The organism is Streptomyces morookaense (genome assembly GCF_013030945.1).
In the GTDB taxonomy this organism is placed as follows: Bacteria; Actinomycetota; Actinomycetes; order Streptomycetales; family Streptomycetaceae; genus Streptomyces; species Streptomyces morookaensis.
Genome location: NZ_JABBXF010000080.1, coordinates 36060 through 54436 on the forward strand (window position 1 = coordinate 36060; position 18377 = coordinate 54436).

The following is an 18377-nucleotide window of genomic DNA, read 5'->3' on the forward strand; positions in this document are numbered from 1 at the left end:
CCCCAGACCGGAACAGACCGGCTAAAAACAAAAATGCGCCATCGGCTACAGATACCGAGGCGCACACGAGTTCATGGGTACCACAATTGCAACTGAGACGATCGTAGCACAGGAGCGCGGGGCGGTGGTGATCTTGCCCCGCGCTCCCGGCCCGGCTTCCCTATAACTCCACGCCCTGCGCGCGGGCGTGCCGGTCCGCAGCCACCTCTGCGTCGGCCTCGTCGAGATACACCTCACACACCAGCCGCCCGTCCGCGGTCATGTTGTGCTCCAGCTCCCACAGGCTGACCTCGCCCCCGCCCTCCAGCAGGAACGCGTGCTCGTAGAAGCGGCACCAGGGGGCCTCGCGGCCCGCCTCGCGCCGCCGCGGCTTGGTGATCAGCGCGATGTGATGGCCGAGCGCCCCCTGGAGCAGCTCGCGCACCACCTCGCCGGGGCCGTCCGTGTTCTCCGCGCGGCGCAGCAGGCGCCGGGCGTGGTCGGGCGAGGCCTCGGAGACGTACTCCTTGCGCGGCCGCGTCGGGCCCATAGCCAGCAGGAGCTCCTCCGCCAGCCAGGCCGGCAGCTCCTCGTCCTCGCTGCCCGGGCCGATGCCGCCGCCGATGCGCTCGTGCACCCGCTGCTCGGCCCGGTCCAGCGCGTCCTCGCGCGCGTACAGCTCGTAGAGGAAATGCTCCTGCGGCCCGGTGTCGTGTTCCAGCTCGTACAGCAGCAGGCTGCTGCCGTCCGCGAGCAGGAAGATGTGCCGGTAGGTGTTGCAACGCAGCGGGCGGCGCTCGTCGTTGCGCTGGCGGTAGGAGCGCAGTTCGGCCTGGTGCATCAGGGCGGTGTTCAGCCGCTCCAGCACCGGCTCGCCGATCTCGAAGCCGTTCTGGGCCCGCCGCAGCAGCTCCGCGACCTGTTGGGCGGGCGTCCGCTCGCCCGCCTCCGCCCCGGCGAGGCGTACGGCCTCGTCCCGGCGCTCCCCCTCGCCCCCGCCCGCTCGTGTCGTCGCCATGCCTCTCGACCTCCCGGCCTTCGTCCGGCCCGCCTCACCCCACCCCGCGCACTTACCGTAGCGGCGCGAACACGGCCCGGGGGCCGGGTTTTCCGCAACTGGCGCCGCGACGGCGGCCGGACGGGCCCCGCCGGCCGGTCCAACTGCCCGTCGGCCGCCTGCTGTTCCATGGCCCCCTCCCCCGGCCGCTGGTACAACCGGGCACATGACCACGACTTCGAACAGCGGTGGCGAGGACTTCGGTTTCGGCGGCCTGCATCATGTCCAGATCTCGATACCGCCGGGCGCCGAGGCACTGTGCCGGGCGTTCTGGGGCGACCTGCTGGGGATGACCGAGCTGCAGAAGCCCGAGGTGCTGGCGGCCCGGGGCGGCTGCTGGTTCCGGGGCGGCGGGGTGGAGGTGCACCTGGGCGTGGAACAGGACTTCCACCCGGCACAGAAGGCTCACCCCGGCATCCTCGTCCACGCGCTGCACCGGCTGGCCGAACGGCTGGAGGAGGGCGGGCACGAGGTGACGTGGGACGGGAACTTCCCCGGCTACGACCGCTTCCACACCTTCGACAAGCTGGGCAACAGGCTGGAGTTCATGGAACGGCGCCCCGCCGCCTGAGCGGCCGGGCGCCGGTACGGATGGTCGTGACAGGGGCTTCAGGTGTGCAGCCGTTCGACGGGCTTGTGCGTGTGCGCCTCGATGTCCATCGCGGCGCTGTGCAGCAGCTGGTGACAGACAGCGGACAGCGCGCGGGCGGTGGCCAGTTCGTCGCCGATGGCGGGAACGTTCTCGTCGGCCGGGTTGCAGCGGGCTGTCCCCTCGCCGACCAACGGGTCGGAGCCACGGCCCTCGAGCCGGGCCTCGGCGTTCACCATGCTGTCGTGCTCATGGATGCTGATCTGGACGTTCCAGGTCTTTGTGCCGGTCATGGGAGAGCCCTCCTTCACGCAGCACAGACACACTGTTCCACTCACCACGCTGTCACGCCCCGGCGCCAGCCGCACCCCGGCGCGGGCTGTGGCCGCCGGGTGCCGCGAACGCCACGAGGCCCAGGCCGGATGCACTCCGACCTGGGCCTCTGCGGTAGGCCGTGTGGGACTCGAACCCACAACCAATGGATTAAAAGTCCCGAGGAGATCGTCCAGGAGGACGAGCCGTAATCCAGCTCAGCGACTCCGGCGCAGGTCAGCACGGGTGTGGCGTCCGGCTGAGACAGGCTCGTCCGAGCCTGTCCAAGGGCGTCCGTGCACGCACCGCTCACGCACTTTGTGAGGGCTGACCTGCGCCTTTGCGCCAGTCGGACCCGCCCGCAACGGGACTGGGAGCCACGTTGCTCCTTCTGTGAAGGAGATGGACAACGACACAGGTCCATGATCGGCAGCGCGCGAATGGGAGGCCGCTATTCCGTAGTGCCGCGGCAGAGGCCCTCGACGCGGAACCACAGGCCCGGGGCGTAGACCGCGTGGATGACGGCTTCCTCTCCTCTTGCGACCCGCAGGATTCTCAGGATGCCGCCGGGAAGTACGTCGTACTGGTAACTGATCTCGGCGTTGCCCTCGGCGGTGTCGTCGTAGGAGATGTCCGCCGTCCGATCGTTCGCGTATTCCTTCGGTGGGCGATTTTCCACCAGTTTGATGAAGACGCTCATGGGCCAACGGTACGGTCCTTTCGCGAGCTTCGCCTTCCGGGATGAGAAGGTCGCGGCACCCACCGTGTGGGACTCTCCTCATGTGCGGGGCAGCCCGGCCGGGTGCGGAGCTTCCTCCACGCGGAGCCCACGCCGATCAGGTCGAGTCGGCGATTCACTGGTGCCCTCAGGTCGCTGACCTGGGGGCATGTGCGGGGGCGTGCACGGACTGTCAGGCTTCGTCGTCCTGCGGGTGGTCGGCCGCCACGCTCCGGCTGGTCGCCAGCCAGGATCGCGCGGGCTCAGCTGGACGCGTGGTGTCGACGGTGAGGTGGAGCCGGGTACCGCCTTCGTGGCCGGCCGGATAGCTGCGTTGCTCAGTGGAATCGAAGCAGCGCCGGAGGACTTCCACGACGCGGCGGGCGGTCTCGGGGGACGCGGCGGTGATGCGAATGTCGGCGCGCCCTGCCGGCGGCACCGGCTCCGCTGGCATGGGGGTGGTGCGTGCGGACGTCATGGTCACTTCCTCCGGCCGGAGAAAAGGCGGAGTCGCCTGCGGTCCCCGTGCGGTTGCTCGTGGCGGTTTCGGGCGCAAAGAGGCCCGGCGGGGCCGATGGCCGACCGCGGGCGGTTCCGGCTCCCGCTGTCGTGCCACGGCAGGGCGCCGCCGCAGCGGAAGTCCGCGATCCTTTCGTCGTGCTGGGCGTTGAGCCGGTGGATCAGGAGAGCTCCCACCGCGATCACGATGAGGGCCACGGCCGGATCTCCACGGTCCCCATATCCCTTGGGCGGAGCGCGGAGGCCCGGTCGGGTGCCCGGCCGGTGGCGGCGCGGTCCCGCCCTCCGTCTCCCACTCCTCTTCGCGGTCCCGTGACTGCGTCGCGTCGTCGGCCGCTCGTTCGTCCTCCATCAGCCGGCTCGCGGTGAGGAGGCTTCCGGGGGTGGTCGCGGCGGACATCAGCCGGGCGGCCGCGGCCGGCCCGGTCTCCGGCGGGATGATCAGCAGGTCCAGGCGGTCCGCGGAGTAGGAGAACAGCAGGAGCTTGTGCGGGTCCTGCTCATTGGTGAACCAGCCCACGTGCACCGTGTGCCCCTTGACGGAAACCTTGCGCGGGATCACGGGCCAGAAGGCCGGATTCACCGTGACGCGGGTGACCCGCCCCCAGGAATGGTCCAGCCTCTCCGCCAGTGCGGGGAGCTCACGGGCCAGGTCGCGAGAGCGGGGCCACCAGGCCCCATCCAGCAGGCCCGACGCCGTCCCCGGCGTCAGGGACAGGCGAGCGGGCGGCGAAGGGGCACGCTCAGCAGCGGTCGCAGAGCCGGTGGTCACGATCATGATGCGGACCTGTCCCCGGGCTCGTCGTCGACTGCCCGGCGTTGTGACTCGCCGGGAACGACACCCGCGTGGAGGCCGGTGTACGAAGTGTTCCCGGTCTCTCCACCCTACTCCGGTAGGCGACCTGCAGACCTTGCGCGACCAGGCAATTTTCGGGAGCGCAGGCGCGCGCGGGTCGAGTGGGCGAGCCCGCCACCAGCCTGCGGAGTACGGTGGGACTACTGCGAGCGGCTCGCCCGGCGACTGCGACGCACCCCGGACGACGAACGAAGACGCCGAACCCTCGGAGGCAGGCGAGCAGGCCATGGCCGATTCCGACACTCCACGCCTCCCCGGACTTCTGCCGGACGCGATCCACCATGCCGTGAAACCCGGGACGGCCCTCCTGCGGCTGGAGACGACACGGGAGCGCGGGGGAATCCTGGACGGCGCGTGGTGGCCGCGCTCCCGTGACATCGGTGCCGAGCTTCCCAGCCTGATCACCGCCCTGACCGAGCACGTCGGCCCCATCACGCGCGTCGGCCTGGACGCGAGCGCCTGGGAAGAGCTCCCGACCCGGCTGATCATCGAGGACCGGGTCGTGCGCATCGATTCCTTCCCGGTCGGTGACGACACGGTCCTCATCACCCGGGGCGAGAACGACCACTTCGCTCTGCTGGTGGTCCCGCCCGACGCCACGCCCGACGCGGCACGCGCCGCGATGGCCAGAGCCGTGCGGGCCGACAACGTCACCCGGGCCGAACAGATCCTCATCGACACCGGCAGCACCCCGCGGACCTGAACGTCGAGGCGACGGCTCGGGTCAGCCGAGGAAGGACAGCCGGACCTGGCGGTCGGGGCCGCCCTGGTCGGTGGTCACCACAACGACGGACTGCGAGGTCCCCAGCTCCAGCTCACCACCGATCACGGGCAGCGTGGCGTGCGGCGGCACCAGAGCCGGGAGCATGTGATCACGGCCGGGGCCCGAACCGCCGTGACGGTCCCGCCAACGGTCGTCCGCGGGAAGAACCTCGCGGAGGGCCGCCAACAGGTCGTTGTCGCTACCCGCGCCGGTCTCGATGACCGCCAGACCGGACGTCGCGTGCGGGGTGAAGACGTTCAGCAGCCCATCTCGCCCGTGAGCGACCTCCCGGAGGAACGCGGTGCACGCGTTCGTCAGGTCGTGCATGGTCTCGGCGGAGCCTGTTGTCACGTCGACAATGCGGGTGGTGAAGGTGCCGGTCATGGTTCACCAGTACCCGCTGTTCGGGAGCAGCGTTGACGGCTGGACGGGTTGTTCCGCGGGGACTCCGGCCGCCCGAACAGCCCCACTGCCCGACAAACCTCAAAAGCAGCCCGATCAGCCCTGTGCGTGACGTGGGGCCGGAACGGGTTGCGCGGTGAGGCCCATCCCTCGCAGGTACACCGTGCCGCCAGCTGACGGCTCGTAGCTCTCCAGCTTCTGCGCCTGCCACGGCCCGGAGCGGGCCGCCACAGTTCTGGAGAAGGGTCCTGGGGCGGCCGTGCCCCCTACCGTTGGACGCCCGACGAGTGGTGGGCCGATCCCCGGCGGTCGCTCGATGTACTCGCCGGAGTCCCCGGCGGGCGGACGACGGTCCGCGACCGCTGGGCGGCGGCTGCCTCAGCCCAATGCCCGGAACTGCTGGCTGCTAGGAGGGATGATGTCCAGGCTCGGGGTTGACGCGGCCACCAGCAGGCACGCGGCAGCCGGGGAGAGGCCGGGCTGGATGAGCTCCACCAGCTCGGGGGGCATCAGATCGATCAGTTCGCCGCCGTGCAGCGGTGACGAGGCGAACGTGGTCAGCCCGGCGGCGCGGGCCTGGACGAGCGGGCCCCAGCCGCCGAGGGACTGGCGGATCGGGCGGTCCATGATCAGGCTGACCGTCCAGGACGGCAACGCCCCCTCCACCGCGTACATGGGAACCCTCTCCGCCGACGGGCAGTGCCTGACCTTCTCCGACGTCGACCTGGCCATCCCCACTGGTGGCGCGCACCCGGCCAGGTGTGTCTGCGTGAGCACCGGCGATGACACCCCCTGGGCCCCACCAGCGGGGAGTTCTCCGTCGGCGGCCAGACCTCGCCGTCCACGACCATCGAGGTCATCTGAAGAACGAGCGGCCTCGCGTCTCCTGGTGACCGGGGACGCGAGCCCGGTGAAGGACCGCAACAGGTGGCTGCGCGCCCACGTGCGGGAATGTCGTTCAGCTCGTCAGTGCGTACCCGAGTCCCTGGTAGACCCATCCGGCGTCGGTCCAGCGGCGGGCGTCGAGGGTGCCGCGTGCGTCCACCAGTCGGTACTGGGCTGGCTTGGCGATGAGGAGTTCGGGGTCGGCGTCGGCGTACTGCGGCCAGTGGGTCAGGTGCAGCAGAACGTCAGCGCCGTCCAGAACCCGCTCGAAGTCGTCGACGCATTCCAGCTCGGGGGCTTGGCGGCGGACTGTGGGCAGGGCCCTGGGGTCGTGGATGGCGACCGAGGCCCCAGCGGCGTGAAGGTCAGCGGCCACGGCGAGGGCGGGCGAGTCGCGGACGTCGTCGGTGCCGGGCTTGAAGGCGGCACCCCACAGGGCGACCCGGCGACCGGCGAGGCTGCCGTCGCACGCCTGACGGGCGAGGGCGACGACACGGCGCCGGCGCCGGATGTTGATGGCGTCGATCTGGTGCAGGAAGCCGACTTCGGGCACCCCGAGTTGCCTGCCACGCGCGATGAGGGCCCGGATGTCCTTGGGGATGCAGGAGCCGCCGAACCCGAGGCCGGAGTCGAGCATCGCGCTGCCGATGCGGGGGTCGTGGGCGAGGGACTCGGCGAGGGTGTGGATGTCAGCGCCGGATGCCTCGCACAGGGCCGCCATCGCGTTGATGAAGGAGACCTTCGTGGCGAGGAAGGCGTTCGCAGCCGACTTGGCCAGTTCCGCAGTAGCCAGGTCCGCGACGACCAGGGGCACCCCGGCCTCGGTCCACGGTGCCCAGACCCTCCGAAGCGTCGCTTCTGCCTGCCCCGCGCACGTGGGGAGGCCGACGATAATCCGGGTCGGGCGGGCGGCGTCTTCGAGCGAGGTGGACTCGCGCAGGAAGTCCGGCGACCACGCCACCGTCACCTGGGCGCCGTCGGGGGCGTGGTCGGCGGCGAGCCGACCCATGCGGGCTGCGGTGCCGACGGGGACGGAGGACTTGCCGACGATCAGACAGCGGCCCGAGGCGCGGGAGGCAAGCGAGGTGATGGCGGACTCGATCGCCGAGAGGTCTGCGCCGAGCCCGCCGTCCTGCTGCGGGGTAGGCACGCACACGAAGTGCACGTCCGCGAACGCGGCGGCCTCCTCGTACGAGCCGGTGAACCTGAGCAGGCCCGAGGCGTGATGCTCGGCGACCGCTTCCCCGAGCCCTCGTTCGTCGAACGGCGCGAGGCCCTGGCTCAGGCGTCCGAGAACTGCGGGTGAGACTTCGACGCCGAGCACCTCGTGCCCGATGGCCGCGAGGGAGCAGGCGTAGGGGGCGCCGAGGCGCCCACAGCCGATCACAGTGACTTTCACGGGCTTGACCTCCGTCTTTGTGTGGCTGTGCTCGTTGGTGGTTGTGTGGCGGGCCACGACATCGCCGAGAGAAAGGCGCTTGCAGTGCGGATGACCGTCATTGGGTGCGGGCACCTGGGAGCCACGCACGCCGCCGCTATGGCCGAGATCGGACACGACGTCATCGGGGTCGATATCGACCCGGACAAGATCGAGACCCTCAACTCGGGCCGGGCCTGGTTCCGTGAACCCGAACTCGATGACCTGCTCGCCCGGCACGTCGGCGGGCGACTGCGGTTCACCACCGACATCCGGGCTGCGGCCGAGCACGGTGAGGTGCACTTCATCGGTGTCGGGACGCCGGACCTTCCCGACGGCAGCGGCTACGACCTCTCGCAGGTCTTCGCCGCCGTCGAAGCCCTCGCCCCACACCTGACCGGCCGGTGCCTGATCGTCGGCAAATCCACCGTGTCGGTTGGCACCACGGCGGCCGTCCGGAAGCTGGTGCACCGTCTGGCTCCGGCCGGTGAGGCCGTCGAAGTCGCTTGGTCGCCGGAGTTCTTGCGCGAGGGTCACGCGGTCGCCGACACGCTCCGGCCGGACCGGATCGTGGCCGGTGTCTCCTCCCCCTGGGCGGAGAAAACCATCCGGGAGGCGTTCGCCCCGATCGTGGACGCCGGTTCCCCGCTGATCGTCACGGACCCGGAGACGTGCGAACTCGTCAAGGGGGCCGCCAACGCCTACCTCGCCACCCGCATCTCGTTCATCAACGCGATGGCGAACCTGTGCGAGGCCACCGGGGCGGATGCGGCCGTGGTCGCCCAGGCCATCGGCTACGACACCCGCATCGGACACCGGGCCATGAGCCCTGGTCTCGGATACGGGGGCGGCTGCCTGCCGAAGGACGTGCGGGCCTTCACCGCCCGTGCCGAAGAACTCGGCGTGGGCGACTCGTTCGCGTTCCTGCGGGGCGTGGACGCCATCAACCGCGACCGCCGGTCGCGCACCGTCGAACGGGTACGGGCGGTGGTCGGCGGGGAGCTGACGGGCAAGAGGGTCACCGTGTGGGGAGCGGCGTTCAAGCCGGGAACCGACGACATCCGCGACTCCCCGGCCCTCGATGTCGCCGACCGCTTGCACGATGCCGGAGCGGTCGTGACGGTCTTCGACCCGATGGCCAACGCCAACGCCCGTGCCGGACACCCCGACCTGGCGTATGCGGGGAGCGCCATCGAGGCCGCCCGGGACGCGGCCGTGGTGCTGCTGGCCACCGAGTGGCCACAGTTCGCCGACGCCGACCCCGAAGCCGTCGGCCAGGCCGTGGCCGACCGCGTCCTGATCGACGCGCGCAGCACCATCGACACCGACCGGTGGGCGATGGCCGGCTGGACCGTTCACCGCCTGGGCAAGGGCTGACCGGTGCCGGGTGTCCCGCGCCTCGTGGGCACGGGACACCCCTGCTTCAGCCACGGCGGCCGGTGATCAGCGCGGCTGTCGCCGTGTACTCGAACCGGCCAGACGGCTCGGCCGCGATCAGCACTTCGCGTAACGCGTCCTCGAAGGCGCGCCGCTGGTCGCCGAGCACTACCGGGGAGGAGTAGGCGTAGGTCAGCTGGGCGCCGATCAGTTCCTCGGTGCTGTACGACACCAGGTGCTCGGCCCGTGTGACGGTGATCTGGTGGAAGGCCGAGCGCCTCAGCACGCTCTCGTGGTCTCCCTCGGGTACCCGGTAGGACTCACGTGGGCCGGCTGCCGGGGCGGTGCCGACGAACCGGGCTCGCACCTGGCCGATGAGCTCGTGCCACCACGGCCGTGGGGCACCGGCGGCGTGCGAGCACAGCAGGGCGACGAACCCGCCCGGTGCCGTCACCTCGTCCAGTTGCCGCAGGACCTGTTCGCGGTCCATCCAGTGGAAGGCATCGGCGGCCACCGCCCCGGAGACCCCACGTACTCCGGGGAGGCAGGCCACGTTCTCCGCGGTGGCCTGGCGCCAGTCGGTGCCGGACAGCCCGCGTTCCTTCTCCTCCGCGCGGGCGGCGTCCAGCATCTCCGGGCTCGGGTCGAGGGCGATGACGTCGACGCCGCGTACGGCCAGGTCCAAGGAGACGGGGCCGGGGCCGCACCCCAGGTCGAGCATCCGGGGGGCCGCCGTGTGCTCGTGGGCCATGGACGCGATCAGGTCCAGCAGGACCGGCGGGTGCGGGCGCCGGTAGCGGACGTACCAGGACGCCGTGGTGGAGAAGATCTCCGAGGGCTTTCGGTACGGGGTGGGGTGGTCGGTCGTTTCGGTCATGGGAAGTGCACCTCCGATGGTCGGTGGTGTGCTGAGCGGCAAGGGCGCCGACAGCGTGGCCGTCGGCGGGCCGCGGTGGTCACTCCTGCGTGAGGTCCGGGAGCGAGATCCCGGAAGGCAGATGCGGGGCCTTGCCGGCGTGCTCCTGGCAGGTCATCAGGCCCAGGCACGCGACGGTGGCGGCGATGCCGAGGCCGTAGACCCAGGCCGCGATGGTCCCGACGAGATCGACGGGCTTGCGGAGCCGTCGACGGGGGTGGTGCTGTGCGTGGTGGCTCACAGGCGCGAGTCCTTCCAGGCATGCGTGATCGGCCCGACACTGAACGTGTGGCCTAGGCCGTAAGGATGCTCGGCCTAGGCCACTCAACGCAAGACCAAGGAGTGGCCTAGTACACTCAACTGACCTAGGCCACACCACACTTGGGAGCCGCCACCGTGAACAACGTTCCGGAATCCGCAAACCCGACCGAGGCCCAGCACCCCTACATGCGCCTCGCGGCCGAGTTCCGCCGCCGTATCCTCGACGGCGAACTCCCCGAAGGCACCAAGCTCCCCAACCACCGCGCCCTCGCTGCCGAACACGACGTTGCCGTCGCCACGCTGCAAAAAGCCCTCGGACAGCTCCAGGTCGAGGGCTACATCCGCACCAGTCAGCGCGGCACCTACATCGCCAACGCGCCCAAGGCCGGGTCCTCCGGCTACGACCGGATCACGCGCGTCCTGCGGACCGGCAGCGTCCTGGGCGACGGCGAGACCGTCATTGTCACCGAAGCCCACCTCATCGTCCCGCCCCTGTACGTCGCCGACATCTTCGACCTCGACGAAGGCGACCAGGTCGTACGCCGCCAGTGGCACACCGGCCGGGGCCAGCAGCGGCTCATGCTCGCGGTCACCTGGTACCCGGCCGAGTTCGCCGTCCTGGTGCCCGACCTGCTGTCCACCGCCGCGGGCAAGGCCCCGGGCCTGCTGCCGCGCATCATCGAAGCCACCGGCCGGCGCCCCGTCGAAGGCCGTGACGACATGCACGCCCGGGACGCCGAGCCCCGCGAGGCCGATTTCCTCGGTCTGAAGACCGGCACGCCGATACTCGCCGGAGCCCACCGCCTGTGGGACGACCAAGGGATCATCGAGTACGGCGAATGGTGCCTGCCGTACCGCCACGTCATCGGCTACGAGTACCGGTTCGACGCCGCCCCCGACCAGAGGTGAGCGATGGTCCGAGCGCCGGTGATGTGTTGAAGCCGATGCACGGATGAAGGCGCATACAGCGAGGCAGCAGCACGGACGGCATGTGGGTTCGCTCACACCACACGGGTGACGAAGTTGGCCCAGGCCGACGGGTGGCGGGCCGAAAACTGTCGCATATAGGAAAACTGTCAGACGGACCTTTATTTTGCCGTTTGGGAGGGCAGCCCACCGGTTCTGCGGCACTGATTCGGACCCAACAATGTCAGTGGTCCGTGCTATTCGCGCGCGTGCGCGCGCAGTCGCGACCGGTCGCGAAGCGATGCACTGGCTGGGGGGACGTGGGGGGACGCTGCTCTTCCATGTCTCCTCTCCCTTTCTTTCCCCACCTTTTTCAGAACAGAGAAGACAGGGGGATAGAGCGTCCCCGCGTACCCCTCCAACGGAGCCGAGCGGGCCAGAGCCTCCACATTCCCTGCTCCCCCGCCTTCTGGGGCGTCTCGTGCCAGCGGGTGACTGTCCCCTGAGCGTCCCCCCTCTTGACCGTGATCGTCCCCCGGGTACACCTGCGCCCCGGGAGCCGTTCGCTTCCCGGGGCGGGGGTCGACCGCTACGCCGCCTACGTCTCAGCGGTGATCGTGTACTTCCTGCCGTTCTTGTTGCTCTTGGAGCGTGTGATGTAGATGCCGCGCTGTCGCAGCGACGGCGCCGCGGTGTTGAGGCACGCGCTCAGCGATGCTGCTGTGCGCGGGAAGGGTTCTCCTGGGCGCACACGCTCGGAGAGGAAACCGTGCAAGTCGGTCATGGTTCCAGACCAGCCTTCGCGCGGAAACGACGGTCCGAGGGCCCAGGTACACAGCGCGACGATGGCCGGATCGCCGTCGAGGACCGCGTCCACGAGGTCCCTTTGGGCTCCGTCGTACGTGCTGGTGCCCGACCAGCCGGTCACCCTGTCGAGTGCGTACAAGATCTCGTAGAAGTCGGCCATGCGGGGGCGGTGGGTGAGATCGGCAGCGGCCTGGGGCAGCTCGGCCCAGACGAGGGCGGCCAGGTCCAGCATCGCCCCGAGGATCTCGGGGTGCGCCCGCTCGTACCCGCCCCACAGGTCCGTGATGGTCCGCCGCTTGGTGATGGGCCTGAGTTCGAGCGGCATCATGCGCTCGGAGAGGTCCGATTTCAGTGCGCCCACGTCGATGCCGGTGAGCAGGATGGGGCGCTCGAAGGCCAGCACGCTGACGTCGTTGTCGCTGTAGAGCGCGCGGCTGACGTCCGCGCTGCCGGTGACCACCCGGCTCAGGAATTCGGAGAGCTTGAGCGGGATGCTCAAAAGGTTGTCGAACGGCAGGGTCCAGCCGGCCGTTGCCGTGACGCTGAGGTCCCTGTCGTTCGTCGGTGCCTGGCGCAGCGGGGTGCGGGGGCCGTCGAGCAGACCGACGAGCATGCGGCCGGAAGTGGTCTTGCCAGTGCCTTGCTCGCCCGTGAGGTAGGCGATCGGCCGGGGAATGCTCGGCCGCAGGGCGGCGAGCAGCCAAGCGACGGCCAGGGGCAGGGTCTTCTCGGTGAACGGCAGCAGTTCGGCGAAAGCCTCCATACCCGCTCGCCATCCGCCCGTAGGGCTTACTGGGAGAGGCAGTCGGCCCACGAGCTTGGTGCGTCGCCACACAGGACCGGTCGAGGGGTCGGGGTAGGTGAGGGTCCACTCGCCGGGGGCAATGCGGACCGACTGACCGTCGGCCCGGCCGAGGTCGAGCCAGGTCACGTTGGGATCGTCGGGGTCGGGCGCGACGCGCAGCCAGAGCTGGGATTCGGGTGCGTCACAGGCCAGCGCGTCGAGTGCGGCGATGGCGTCAGCCAGGGCGCTCTGCGACGGAGGGTGGTTGTAGGTGGTGAGGTAATCACGGATCAGGTGCTGGCGCAGGCTGCCGGAGGCGCTGTGGGCCTTGGCACGCAGCGGGACGGCGATGGCGGGACCGTTCTCCGGGACGGCGTAGGGTTCGCCGTCGCTTTCGTTGCGGAAGTAGCGGAATCCGTTCTCGCCGATGAGGCGGAGCAGTTCGGCCTGCGGCGGCTGCCTGTGCCGACCCTGCGGCGCCCGGCTTTCCGCCTCGGCGTACGCGTCTCGTCCGCCGGGGATGGCAACGAGAGCCCGCGCTATGGCTGCCGCGTCGTACGGCTGGGACATCGTCATGCGGCGGCCCCCAGTGTGCGCGGCTGGCGGGCCCCGGCGGAGAGGCCGGAGCGGATGGCCGCCTGGGCTTCCTTCTCGGGCAGGCCCGCATGGTGGGCAGCGTCGAGCAGCGCATCGGTGACCTGGGCTCGGTCGAGGCCGGCCGGGGTGATCAGGGTGCCCAGGCTGAACGCGGCCCGGTTCAGGGTGTCGTTGCGCGTGCCGGAGGCCGCCTCTGCGACTGCGCGCAGCTCGTCACGTACGGCAGCAGCCACATAGCCGCTGCCCACGCTGCGGCGCGTACGCCAGGGCAGCACGACGCGCGGCCGCTCCGGGCGCACACGGTGTCCGGTGCGGTCGAGGTCTCGGGCGAGCCACACGGGCAGTTCGGCGACCGTCCGGCAGTCGCCTTGCAGCGTGTACCGGCCCGCTCGGGTGGCGGTGCCCGGTGCCACGGCGTACGACGAGCCGGCACGGACGTCGAGCTGCCAGCCGAGCGCGCCGACGAGCGGGCGCCACGTCGTGCCAGCGGGGGCGCGGAACCAGAGGTGCACGCCTCCCGAGGGGGTCCGCACCGTGAAGGTGGGTGTTCCCTCGGGATAGCGGGCGCGGCGCGCTTCGCAGAGCAGGGCGAGGACGTCGCGGCCGTCGTGGATGCTGCCGGGGGCGAGGTCGTCGGGCAGGTCGACTCCGGGGAGCAGTTCGGCGGGATTCTCGGGCGGCTGTCCGTCGTGGCAGTCGATGTCGAGGATGACCAGGCCGGAGGGTCCGGCCGCGATACCGACTCCGGCGGCAGGCATGCGGGCCCACCAGGCGGTGATGCGTTCGGGGTCGGCTGTGGCGGCCAGGACGCCATGGCAGGGGCGGCCGACCTCGATGCATTCGCATCCGTGGCCGTCGTGCTGGACGTAGCGCGGGTTGGGGCGCTCCTTGGTTCCCGAGGAGCATCGGGCGCAGCCGCGCATCGGCACCTTCGTGCCCGGCGAGAGAGGGATCACATGCCAGCCCTGTGCCGCTGCCCACAGGGCGACGCGGCGCGGGTCGGGGGCGGTCGTCGTGCTCAAGCGGCTGCCTCCCCGTCGGCGGGCGACTGCCCGGGGAAGCAGGCGATGGTGGGCGTACCGGAGCGGTGGGTACGCTCGGTCACAGAGGTCTCCTTACCGGCGGCACGGGGCGGGCTTGGTCGTTCGCACCCCGTGCCGCCGCGTTGTTCATGCAGCAGCGGGGACGGAGGCTTCGAGGGCCCCAGCGGATGCGCCAACATCCGCGCGGGGCCCGCCCTCGTCTTCGGGGGCGACACCGAGCACCTCCAGCAGCTCGGCGGTCACGACGCGCAGAGTCCGCCCCAGGCGCAGAGTGCGCACCGGCAGTTCATCGCGCTTGGCCAGGGCGTACGTGGTGCTGCGTCTCAGGCCGAGGGCACGGCCGGCCGTCTCAAGATCAATGGCCGCGGGCAGTGCCAGCAGCTCAGCACGGGTCAGTCCGGGGCTCGTCATGCAGCCGGCTCCCTGCTGTCCCGAGACGCGAGGGCGCGAAGGACCCGCGCGTACCGAAGGGCTGCTTCTCCGCGTGGGGCTCGCTTGCCCTGCTCCCAGCGCCACACGGTCGAGGGGTCGACCTCGCAGAGTTCGGCGATCTCGGAAAGGGTCAGGCGGGCTTCGGTGCGGGCCTGGCGCGCCGAGCCGGACATGGCGGCGTCGCGGACCCACACGAGTTGAAGGACATCGGTTCGGACCATGGTCAGACTGTAGTCGAAAGCTTGCCGGATGGCGATGTTTCACGCTTGATAGGCAATGTTTAGGACCACCTCCCCGAGGGCTCACTCACCCCTTAGCAAACGGTTGGTCCTGACCTTTCACGCTTGATATTCCATACCTTTCACGCTTGATACCTCCACCGCGATCACCGACACCTCCACACTCGCTTGCAGTCGCGACGCATTTCACGACCCGCCACTCCACGCCGTAACCTTGCCGCTTCTTTGCCGATGAGGCAGGATGTAGCCATGCATCCATACGACACCCCCGAGGGGTGGGACTATCTAGCCGTGCCGGGCTGGCCGTACGACCGGTTCCAGGGCAATCCACCGATCGTGGACATCGGCGACAACTTCAAGGTGCCCAGCCACTTCACGGGGATCGCGACCGAGAAGCGCAGCGGCATGACCATCGCTCTGTGCTTTCATGCGGCCCCCGGACGGGGCATGAACCTGGTCGCTGTCATGGGCGCGGATGAGCTCACGTTCCCGCTGGAACTCGCCGTGAAGACCGGGTCGGTCCTCAAGTGGAAGTACGTCGCGGCCATGCAACTGGTCGACGATGAGGCTGCGGTCGATGCCGCCGGGGGATGGAAGCGGTCCGAGGAGCAGCAGGCCCTGACGACGGCACAACGCAAGGAACGGGCACGGGAGCTGCTGGCGCCGTTGCTGGACCAGATGCCCGGGCCGCCCCCGGCGCAGGGTCCGGGAGGACGGCGCAATCTGACTCCGGAGCATCTGGCGACGGTGGCCGAGGTCTACCGCACGGCACATGAACAGGGCCAGCCGCCCACGAAGACCGTCGCCGACCACTTCGACATCTCGCACTCCACGGCCGCCAAGTGGGTCGGCGCAGCGCGCAAGCAGGGGCTACTGGGGCAGGTCCGGAAGGGCTCCAGAGGATCGAACGAGGGGGATGAAGGGTGAAGGGTTCGACGTACCGGCGGTGCCACTGCCGCGACCCGGAGACGGGGAAGTCGCTCGGTGCCTCTTGCCCGAAGCTGAAGCAGAAGCGGCACGGTACGTACTCCCTCCGGCAGGAACTGCCGGCGCGGCCGGACGGCAAGAGACGCTCGTTCGCCCGGGGCGGCTACGACACCAAGACCGAGGCCCAGGCCGACCTCGACAAGGTGCGCGCCCTCCTCGCCCTCCCCGACACCGACGACGCCGAGGGGCAGCACCGAATAGCCGAGTTGCTGGAGAAGGTGGCGGCCGACAAGGCGCCGCTGCCCGACCTCGAAGAGACCCGGCGCAAGTTCCGCACCGGGCAGTCCCTCACCGCACACATCACCGTCGGCGAGTGGCTTGACGAGTGGCTGGCCTCGAAGAAGATCCGGAAGACGACAGCCAACGGGTACACGTCGCACATCCGTGTGCACCTCAAGCCGCGCATCGGGCATCTCAGGCTCGACCGGCTGAACGTCGGCCACCTGGTGGAGATGTTCGACGGGATCACAGACGACAACGAGGTGATCGCCGCAGAGAACCGGGCCCGGCGTGAGCAGGTCGCGCGCTGCAAGCACGGCCGGCCGGGCGCCCCGAAGGCAGCCGACCGCGCGAGATTGACCGAGGAGCGCGCCAAGCTGGCCGAGATGAAGCCGTTCCGGAAGCTGACAGGAGCGGCCACCCGGCAGCGCATCCGGTCAACGCTGCGGGCCGCCCTGAACGCTGCTATCGCGCAGCAACTCATCACCTTCAACCCGGCCGAGCATGTCGAACTGGAGTCCGGCAAGCGGCCCAAGGCGCTGCTGTGGACCGAGGAGCGGGTACAGCGGTGGCTTGCGACGGGCGAGAAGCCGAGTCCCGTCATGGTGTGGACCCCGGCACAGGTCGGCGCCTTCCTGGACGAAGCCGAGAAGGACCGGCTGTACGCCTTCTTCCACCTGGTCGCCCACCGCGGTCTGCGACGCGGCGAAGGCGTCGGGCAGGACTGGGAGAACGTGGACCTCGACGGTGCCAGTCTGACGGTGGCCAAGGAGCTCGTACAGGACGGCTGGACGCCCTACGAGTCCGATCCGAAGACGGACGGCAGCGCGGGCACGATCGCCCTCTCCAGCGGCGTTGTGGCCGTTCTGAGGGCCCATCGGGTGCAGCAGGCGAAAGAACGTCTCAAGTGGGGCGCGGCATGGGTCGACGCGGGCAAGGTCTTCACGGAGGAGGACGGTTCCTGGCTGCACCCCGAGAAGGTGTCCGAGGCGTTCCGGCGCATCTCCAAGGCGGCCGGACTGCCACCGATCAACCTTCGTGATCTGCGCCATGTAGCCGCGACTCTGATCCATGGAGGTGGCGGAGACATCCACACCATCAAGGAGACCCTGCGGCAGTCCTCGATCAAGCTCACCTCGGACACGTACACGAGCCTGCTCCCCGAGGTCGATCGGGAGGTGGCCGAGGCTGCCGAGCGGCTGGTCCCCCGGGCACGCCCGGCAACGGCTGGAGACACCGCCGCTCACGCATCGCTCACGCAGAAGCCGGAGAATACGGCTTCGCCCCGGCTGGAGAAGCCCAGCCGGGGCGAAAAGATGCAGGTCACAGGTGGTGCTGTGACCTCATCGGGTAGTAGGCCGTGTGGGACTCGAACCCACAACCAATGGATTAAAAGTCCACTGCTCTGCCAATTGAGCTAACGGCCCGCACCCGCAGCATAGCCCGGCCGACCGCCGGAGCCCGAGTCGTTATGGCCCATGCAGTTGCGCGGACGGCCGAAAACATGAGGGCCCGTACGGCATCGGTGTGCCGTACGGGCCCTCAGATCAGCTGCGGGGATCAGCCGTTGCGCTTCCAGCGCGGCTTGTCGGCGCGGCGGTCGAAGCCGGCGCCGCGGTGGTCGTCACGACGGCCGTAGGGGCGGTCGCCGCCACCGGAGCGGAAGCCACCGGAGGGGCGGTCGTCACGGCGGTCGCGGTTGAACGGACGGTCGCTGCCGCCGGAGCGGAAGCCACCGGACGGACGGTCGTCGCGACGGAAGCCACCGGAGGGACGGTCGTCACGGCGGAAGCCGCCACGGTCGTCACGACGCTCGTCGCGACGGAAGCCACCGGAGGGACGGTCGTCACGGCGGAAACCGCCGGAGGGGCGGTCGTCGCGACGGAAGCCACCACGGTCGCCGCCACGGTCGTCACGACGGTCGTCACGGCGCTCCTCGCGGCGGAAGCCACCGGAGGGACGGTCGTCACGGCGGAAGCCACCGCGGTCGTCGCGACGGTCGTCACGACGGTCATCGCGGCGGAAACCGCCGGAGGGGCGGTCGTCGCGACGGAAGCCACCACGGTCGCCGCCACGGTCGTCACGGCGGTCGTCACGACGGTCGTCGCGGCGGAAACCGCCCGACCGGCGCTCGAAGTTGCCCCGCTCGTCGCGGCGCTCGAAGGACGACGTCTGGCGCTGCTCCGGGACGGCAGCGGCGGCGGCCTCCTCCTTGGCGGCCTCGGCAGCGGCCTCCTCGGCCGCGGCCGCGACGGCGGCCTCCGGGTCCTCGCCGCGCTCGCGGGCGGCGCGGGCCAGCAGACGGTCGGCCT

Annotated in this window: 18 protein-coding genes, 1 tRNA gene and 3 pseudogenes; 6 read left to right on the forward strand and 16 right to left on the reverse strand. The window is 70.2% G+C overall.

All coding sequences use genetic code 11. The features are described 5' to 3' along the window. Positions 1-160 precede the first annotated feature (160 nt). On the reverse strand, positions 161-997 hold the full coding sequence (locus HG542_RS27935; protein ID WP_227723453.1) for a DUF6227 family protein: 837 nt from the start codon (positions 995-997) through the stop codon (positions 161-163). Between the two features lie 205 nt (positions 998-1202). On the opposite strand from HG542_RS27935, the gene HG542_RS27940 reads away from it, so the two are divergent. Beyond that, positions 1203-1607, forward strand: a complete 405-nt coding sequence (locus HG542_RS27940) for a VOC family protein (RefSeq protein WP_171086199.1) — start codon at positions 1203-1205, stop codon at positions 1605-1607. 38 nt (positions 1608-1645) lie between these two features. Here HG542_RS27940 and HG542_RS27945 read toward each other — a convergent pair whose 3' ends face one another. From HG542_RS27945 to HG542_RS36320, 4 genes and pseudogenes are all read right to left on the reverse strand, one after another. Continuing rightward, on the reverse strand, positions 1646-1918 hold the full coding sequence (locus tag HG542_RS27945; protein ID WP_171086200.1) for a DUF1876 domain-containing protein: 273 nt from the start codon (positions 1916-1918) through the stop codon (positions 1646-1648). A gap of 470 nt (positions 1919-2388) precedes the next feature. Further along, positions 2389-2637, reverse strand: coding sequence for a hypothetical protein (locus HG542_RS27950; protein WP_171086202.1), 249 nt, complete (start codon positions 2635-2637; stop codon positions 2389-2391). Between the two features lie 211 nt (positions 2638-2848). Beyond that, positions 2849-3133 carry a hypothetical protein gene (locus tag HG542_RS27955; RefSeq protein ID WP_190076246.1) on the reverse strand — a complete coding sequence of 95 codons (285 nt, stop codon included), beginning with the start codon at positions 3131-3133 and terminating at the stop codon, positions 2849-2851. Positions 3134-3622: 489 nt separating this feature from the next. Continuing rightward, a pseudogene (locus HG542_RS36320) lies at positions 3623-4258 on the reverse strand (DUF5994 family protein); the annotation flags it as partial. Between HG542_RS36320 and HG542_RS27960 the strand changes: the two are divergent. Further along, complete coding sequence (locus HG542_RS27960; protein ID WP_171086204.1) at positions 4257-4733, forward strand: DUF5994 family protein; 477 nt, start codon at positions 4257-4259, stop codon at positions 4731-4733. The pseudogene HG542_RS36320 and the gene HG542_RS27960 overlap by 2 nt on opposite strands. A 21-nt stretch (positions 4734-4754) precedes the next feature. Here HG542_RS27960 and HG542_RS27965 read toward each other — a convergent pair whose 3' ends face one another. From HG542_RS27965 to HG542_RS27975, 3 genes are all read right to left on the reverse strand, one after another. Continuing rightward, on the reverse strand, positions 4755-5177 hold the full coding sequence (locus HG542_RS27965; protein WP_171086206.1) for a YjbQ family protein: 423 nt from the start codon (positions 5175-5177) through the stop codon (positions 4755-4757). Between the two features lie 396 nt (positions 5178-5573). Next, entirely contained in the window at positions 5574-5870 is a 297-nt protein-coding gene (locus HG542_RS27970) for an aldo-keto reductase family protein (protein WP_176607059.1), read from the reverse strand. Between the two features lie 283 nt (positions 5871-6153). Beyond that, the gene (locus HG542_RS27975; protein ID WP_171086208.1) at positions 6154-7479 is read right to left on the reverse strand and encodes a UDP-glucose dehydrogenase family protein; all 1326 of its coding nucleotides are present in this window, start codon (positions 7477-7479) and stop codon (positions 6154-6156) included. 84 nt (positions 7480-7563) lie between these two features. Here HG542_RS27975 and HG542_RS27980 point away from each other — a divergent pair, with 84 nt between their 5' ends. After that, on the forward strand, positions 7564-8874 hold the full coding sequence (locus HG542_RS27980) for a UDP-glucose dehydrogenase family protein (RefSeq protein WP_171086210.1): 1311 nt from the start codon (positions 7564-7566) through the stop codon (positions 8872-8874). 46 nt (positions 8875-8920) lie between these two features. Here HG542_RS27980 and HG542_RS27985 read toward each other — a convergent pair whose 3' ends face one another. Both HG542_RS27985 and HG542_RS27990 read right to left on the reverse strand, forming a co-directional pair. After that, positions 8921-9751 carry a class I SAM-dependent methyltransferase gene (locus tag HG542_RS27985; protein ID WP_171086212.1) on the reverse strand — a complete coding sequence of 277 codons (831 nt, stop codon included), beginning with the start codon at positions 9749-9751 and terminating at the stop codon, positions 8921-8923. A 79-nt stretch (positions 9752-9830) separates the two neighbouring features. Continuing rightward, the gene (locus HG542_RS27990; RefSeq protein ID WP_171086214.1) at positions 9831-10031 is read right to left on the reverse strand and encodes a hypothetical protein; all 201 of its coding nucleotides are present in this window, start codon (positions 10029-10031) and stop codon (positions 9831-9833) included. A 206-nt stretch (positions 10032-10237) separates the two neighbouring features. Here HG542_RS27990 and HG542_RS27995 point away from each other — a divergent pair, with 206 nt between their 5' ends. Then, complete coding sequence (locus tag HG542_RS27995) at positions 10238-10960, forward strand: GntR family transcriptional regulator (RefSeq protein ID WP_171086236.1); 723 nt, start codon at positions 10238-10240, stop codon at positions 10958-10960. A 595-nt stretch (positions 10961-11555) separates the two neighbouring features. Here HG542_RS27995 and HG542_RS28000 read toward each other — a convergent pair. From HG542_RS28000 to HG542_RS28015, 4 genes are all read right to left on the reverse strand, one after another. Beyond that, the gene (locus HG542_RS28000; protein ID WP_171086215.1) at positions 11556-13124 is read right to left on the reverse strand and encodes an AICE element replication initiation protein; all 1569 of its coding nucleotides are present in this window, start codon (positions 13122-13124) and stop codon (positions 11556-11558) included. Next, positions 13121-14167, reverse strand: a complete 1047-nt coding sequence (locus tag HG542_RS28005; protein ID WP_171086217.1) for a bifunctional DNA primase/polymerase — start codon at positions 14165-14167, stop codon at positions 13121-13123. The genes HG542_RS28000 and HG542_RS28005 overlap by 4 nt, the downstream gene beginning before the upstream one ends. 147 nt (positions 14168-14314) lie before the next feature. Continuing rightward, a complete protein-coding gene (locus HG542_RS28010; RefSeq protein ID WP_171086220.1) occupies positions 14315-14599 on the reverse strand; it encodes an integrase in 285 nt (94 codons plus the stop codon). Next, positions 14596-14841 (reverse strand): helix-turn-helix domain-containing protein, encoded by a 246-nt coding sequence (locus tag HG542_RS28015; protein ID WP_171086221.1) that lies wholly within the window; start codon positions 14839-14841, stop codon positions 14596-14598. Before HG542_RS28015 ends, HG542_RS28010 begins: the two co-directional genes overlap by 4 nt. Positions 14842-15108: 267 nt before the next feature. Between HG542_RS28015 and HG542_RS28020 the strand changes: the two genes are divergently transcribed. Both HG542_RS28020 and HG542_RS28025 read left to right on the forward strand, forming a co-directional pair. Further along, positions 15109-15786, forward strand: coding sequence for a hypothetical protein (locus HG542_RS28020; protein ID WP_171086222.1), 678 nt, complete (start codon positions 15109-15111; stop codon positions 15784-15786). Next, a pseudogene (locus HG542_RS28025) lies at positions 15783-17282 on the forward strand (site-specific integrase); the annotation flags it as partial. The gene HG542_RS28020 and the pseudogene HG542_RS28025, both read left to right, overlap by 4 nt. A 137-nt stretch (positions 17283-17419) precedes the next feature. Here HG542_RS28025 and HG542_RS28030 read toward each other — a convergent pair. Next, positions 17420-17492 (reverse strand) — tRNA-Lys (locus HG542_RS28030). Between the two features lie 133 nt (positions 17493-17625). Next, positions 17626-18377 (reverse strand): annotated as a pseudogene (locus HG542_RS28035) (DEAD/DEAH box helicase); the annotation flags it as partial.

Bases quoted from the DNA above. Each gene is read 5' to 3' on its own strand.
- HG542_RS27945 (WP_171086200.1), bottom strand. From the start codon at position 1,918: ATGACCGGCACAAAGACCTGGAACGTCCAGATCAGCATCCATGAGCAC.
- HG542_RS27985 (WP_171086212.1), bottom strand. From the start codon at position 9,751: ATGACCGAAACGACCGACCACCCCACCCCGTACCGAAAGCCCTCGGAG.
- HG542_RS27970 (WP_176607059.1), bottom strand. From the start codon at position 5,870: ATGTACGCGGTGGAGGGGGCGTTGCCGTCCTGGACGGTCAGCCTGATC.
- HG542_RS27995 (WP_171086236.1), top strand. From the start codon at position 10,238: ATGCGCCTCGCGGCCGAGTTCCGCCGCCGTATCCTCGACGGCGAACTC.
- HG542_RS28015 (WP_171086221.1), bottom strand. From the start codon at position 14,841: ATGGTCCGAACCGATGTCCTTCAACTCGTGTGGGTCCGCGACGCCGCC.
- HG542_RS27955 (WP_190076246.1), bottom strand. From the start codon at position 3,133: ATGACGTCCGCACGCACCACCCCCATGCCAGCGGAGCCGGTGCCGCCG.
- HG542_RS27965 (WP_171086206.1), bottom strand. From the start codon at position 5,177: ATGACCGGCACCTTCACCACCCGCATTGTCGACGTGACAACAGGCTCC.
- HG542_RS27940 (WP_171086199.1), top strand. From the start codon at position 1,203: ATGACCACGACTTCGAACAGCGGTGGCGAGGACTTCGGTTTCGGCGGC.
- HG542_RS27960 (WP_171086204.1), top strand. From the start codon at position 4,257: ATGGCCGATTCCGACACTCCACGCCTCCCCGGACTTCTGCCGGACGCG.
- HG542_RS28020 (WP_171086222.1), top strand. From the start codon at position 15,109: ATGCATCCATACGACACCCCCGAGGGGTGGGACTATCTAGCCGTGCCG.
- HG542_RS28010 (WP_171086220.1), bottom strand. From the start codon at position 14,599: ATGACGAGCCCCGGACTGACCCGTGCTGAGCTGCTGGCACTGCCCGCG.
- HG542_RS27935 (WP_227723453.1), bottom strand. From the start codon at position 997: ATGGCGACGACACGAGCGGGCGGGGGCGAGGGGGAGCGCCGGGACGAG.
- HG542_RS28000 (WP_171086215.1), bottom strand. From the start codon at position 13,124: ATGACGATGTCCCAGCCGTACGACGCGGCAGCCATAGCGCGGGCTCTC.
- HG542_RS27950 (WP_171086202.1), bottom strand. From the start codon at position 2,637: ATGAGCGTCTTCATCAAACTGGTGGAAAATCGCCCACCGAAGGAATAC.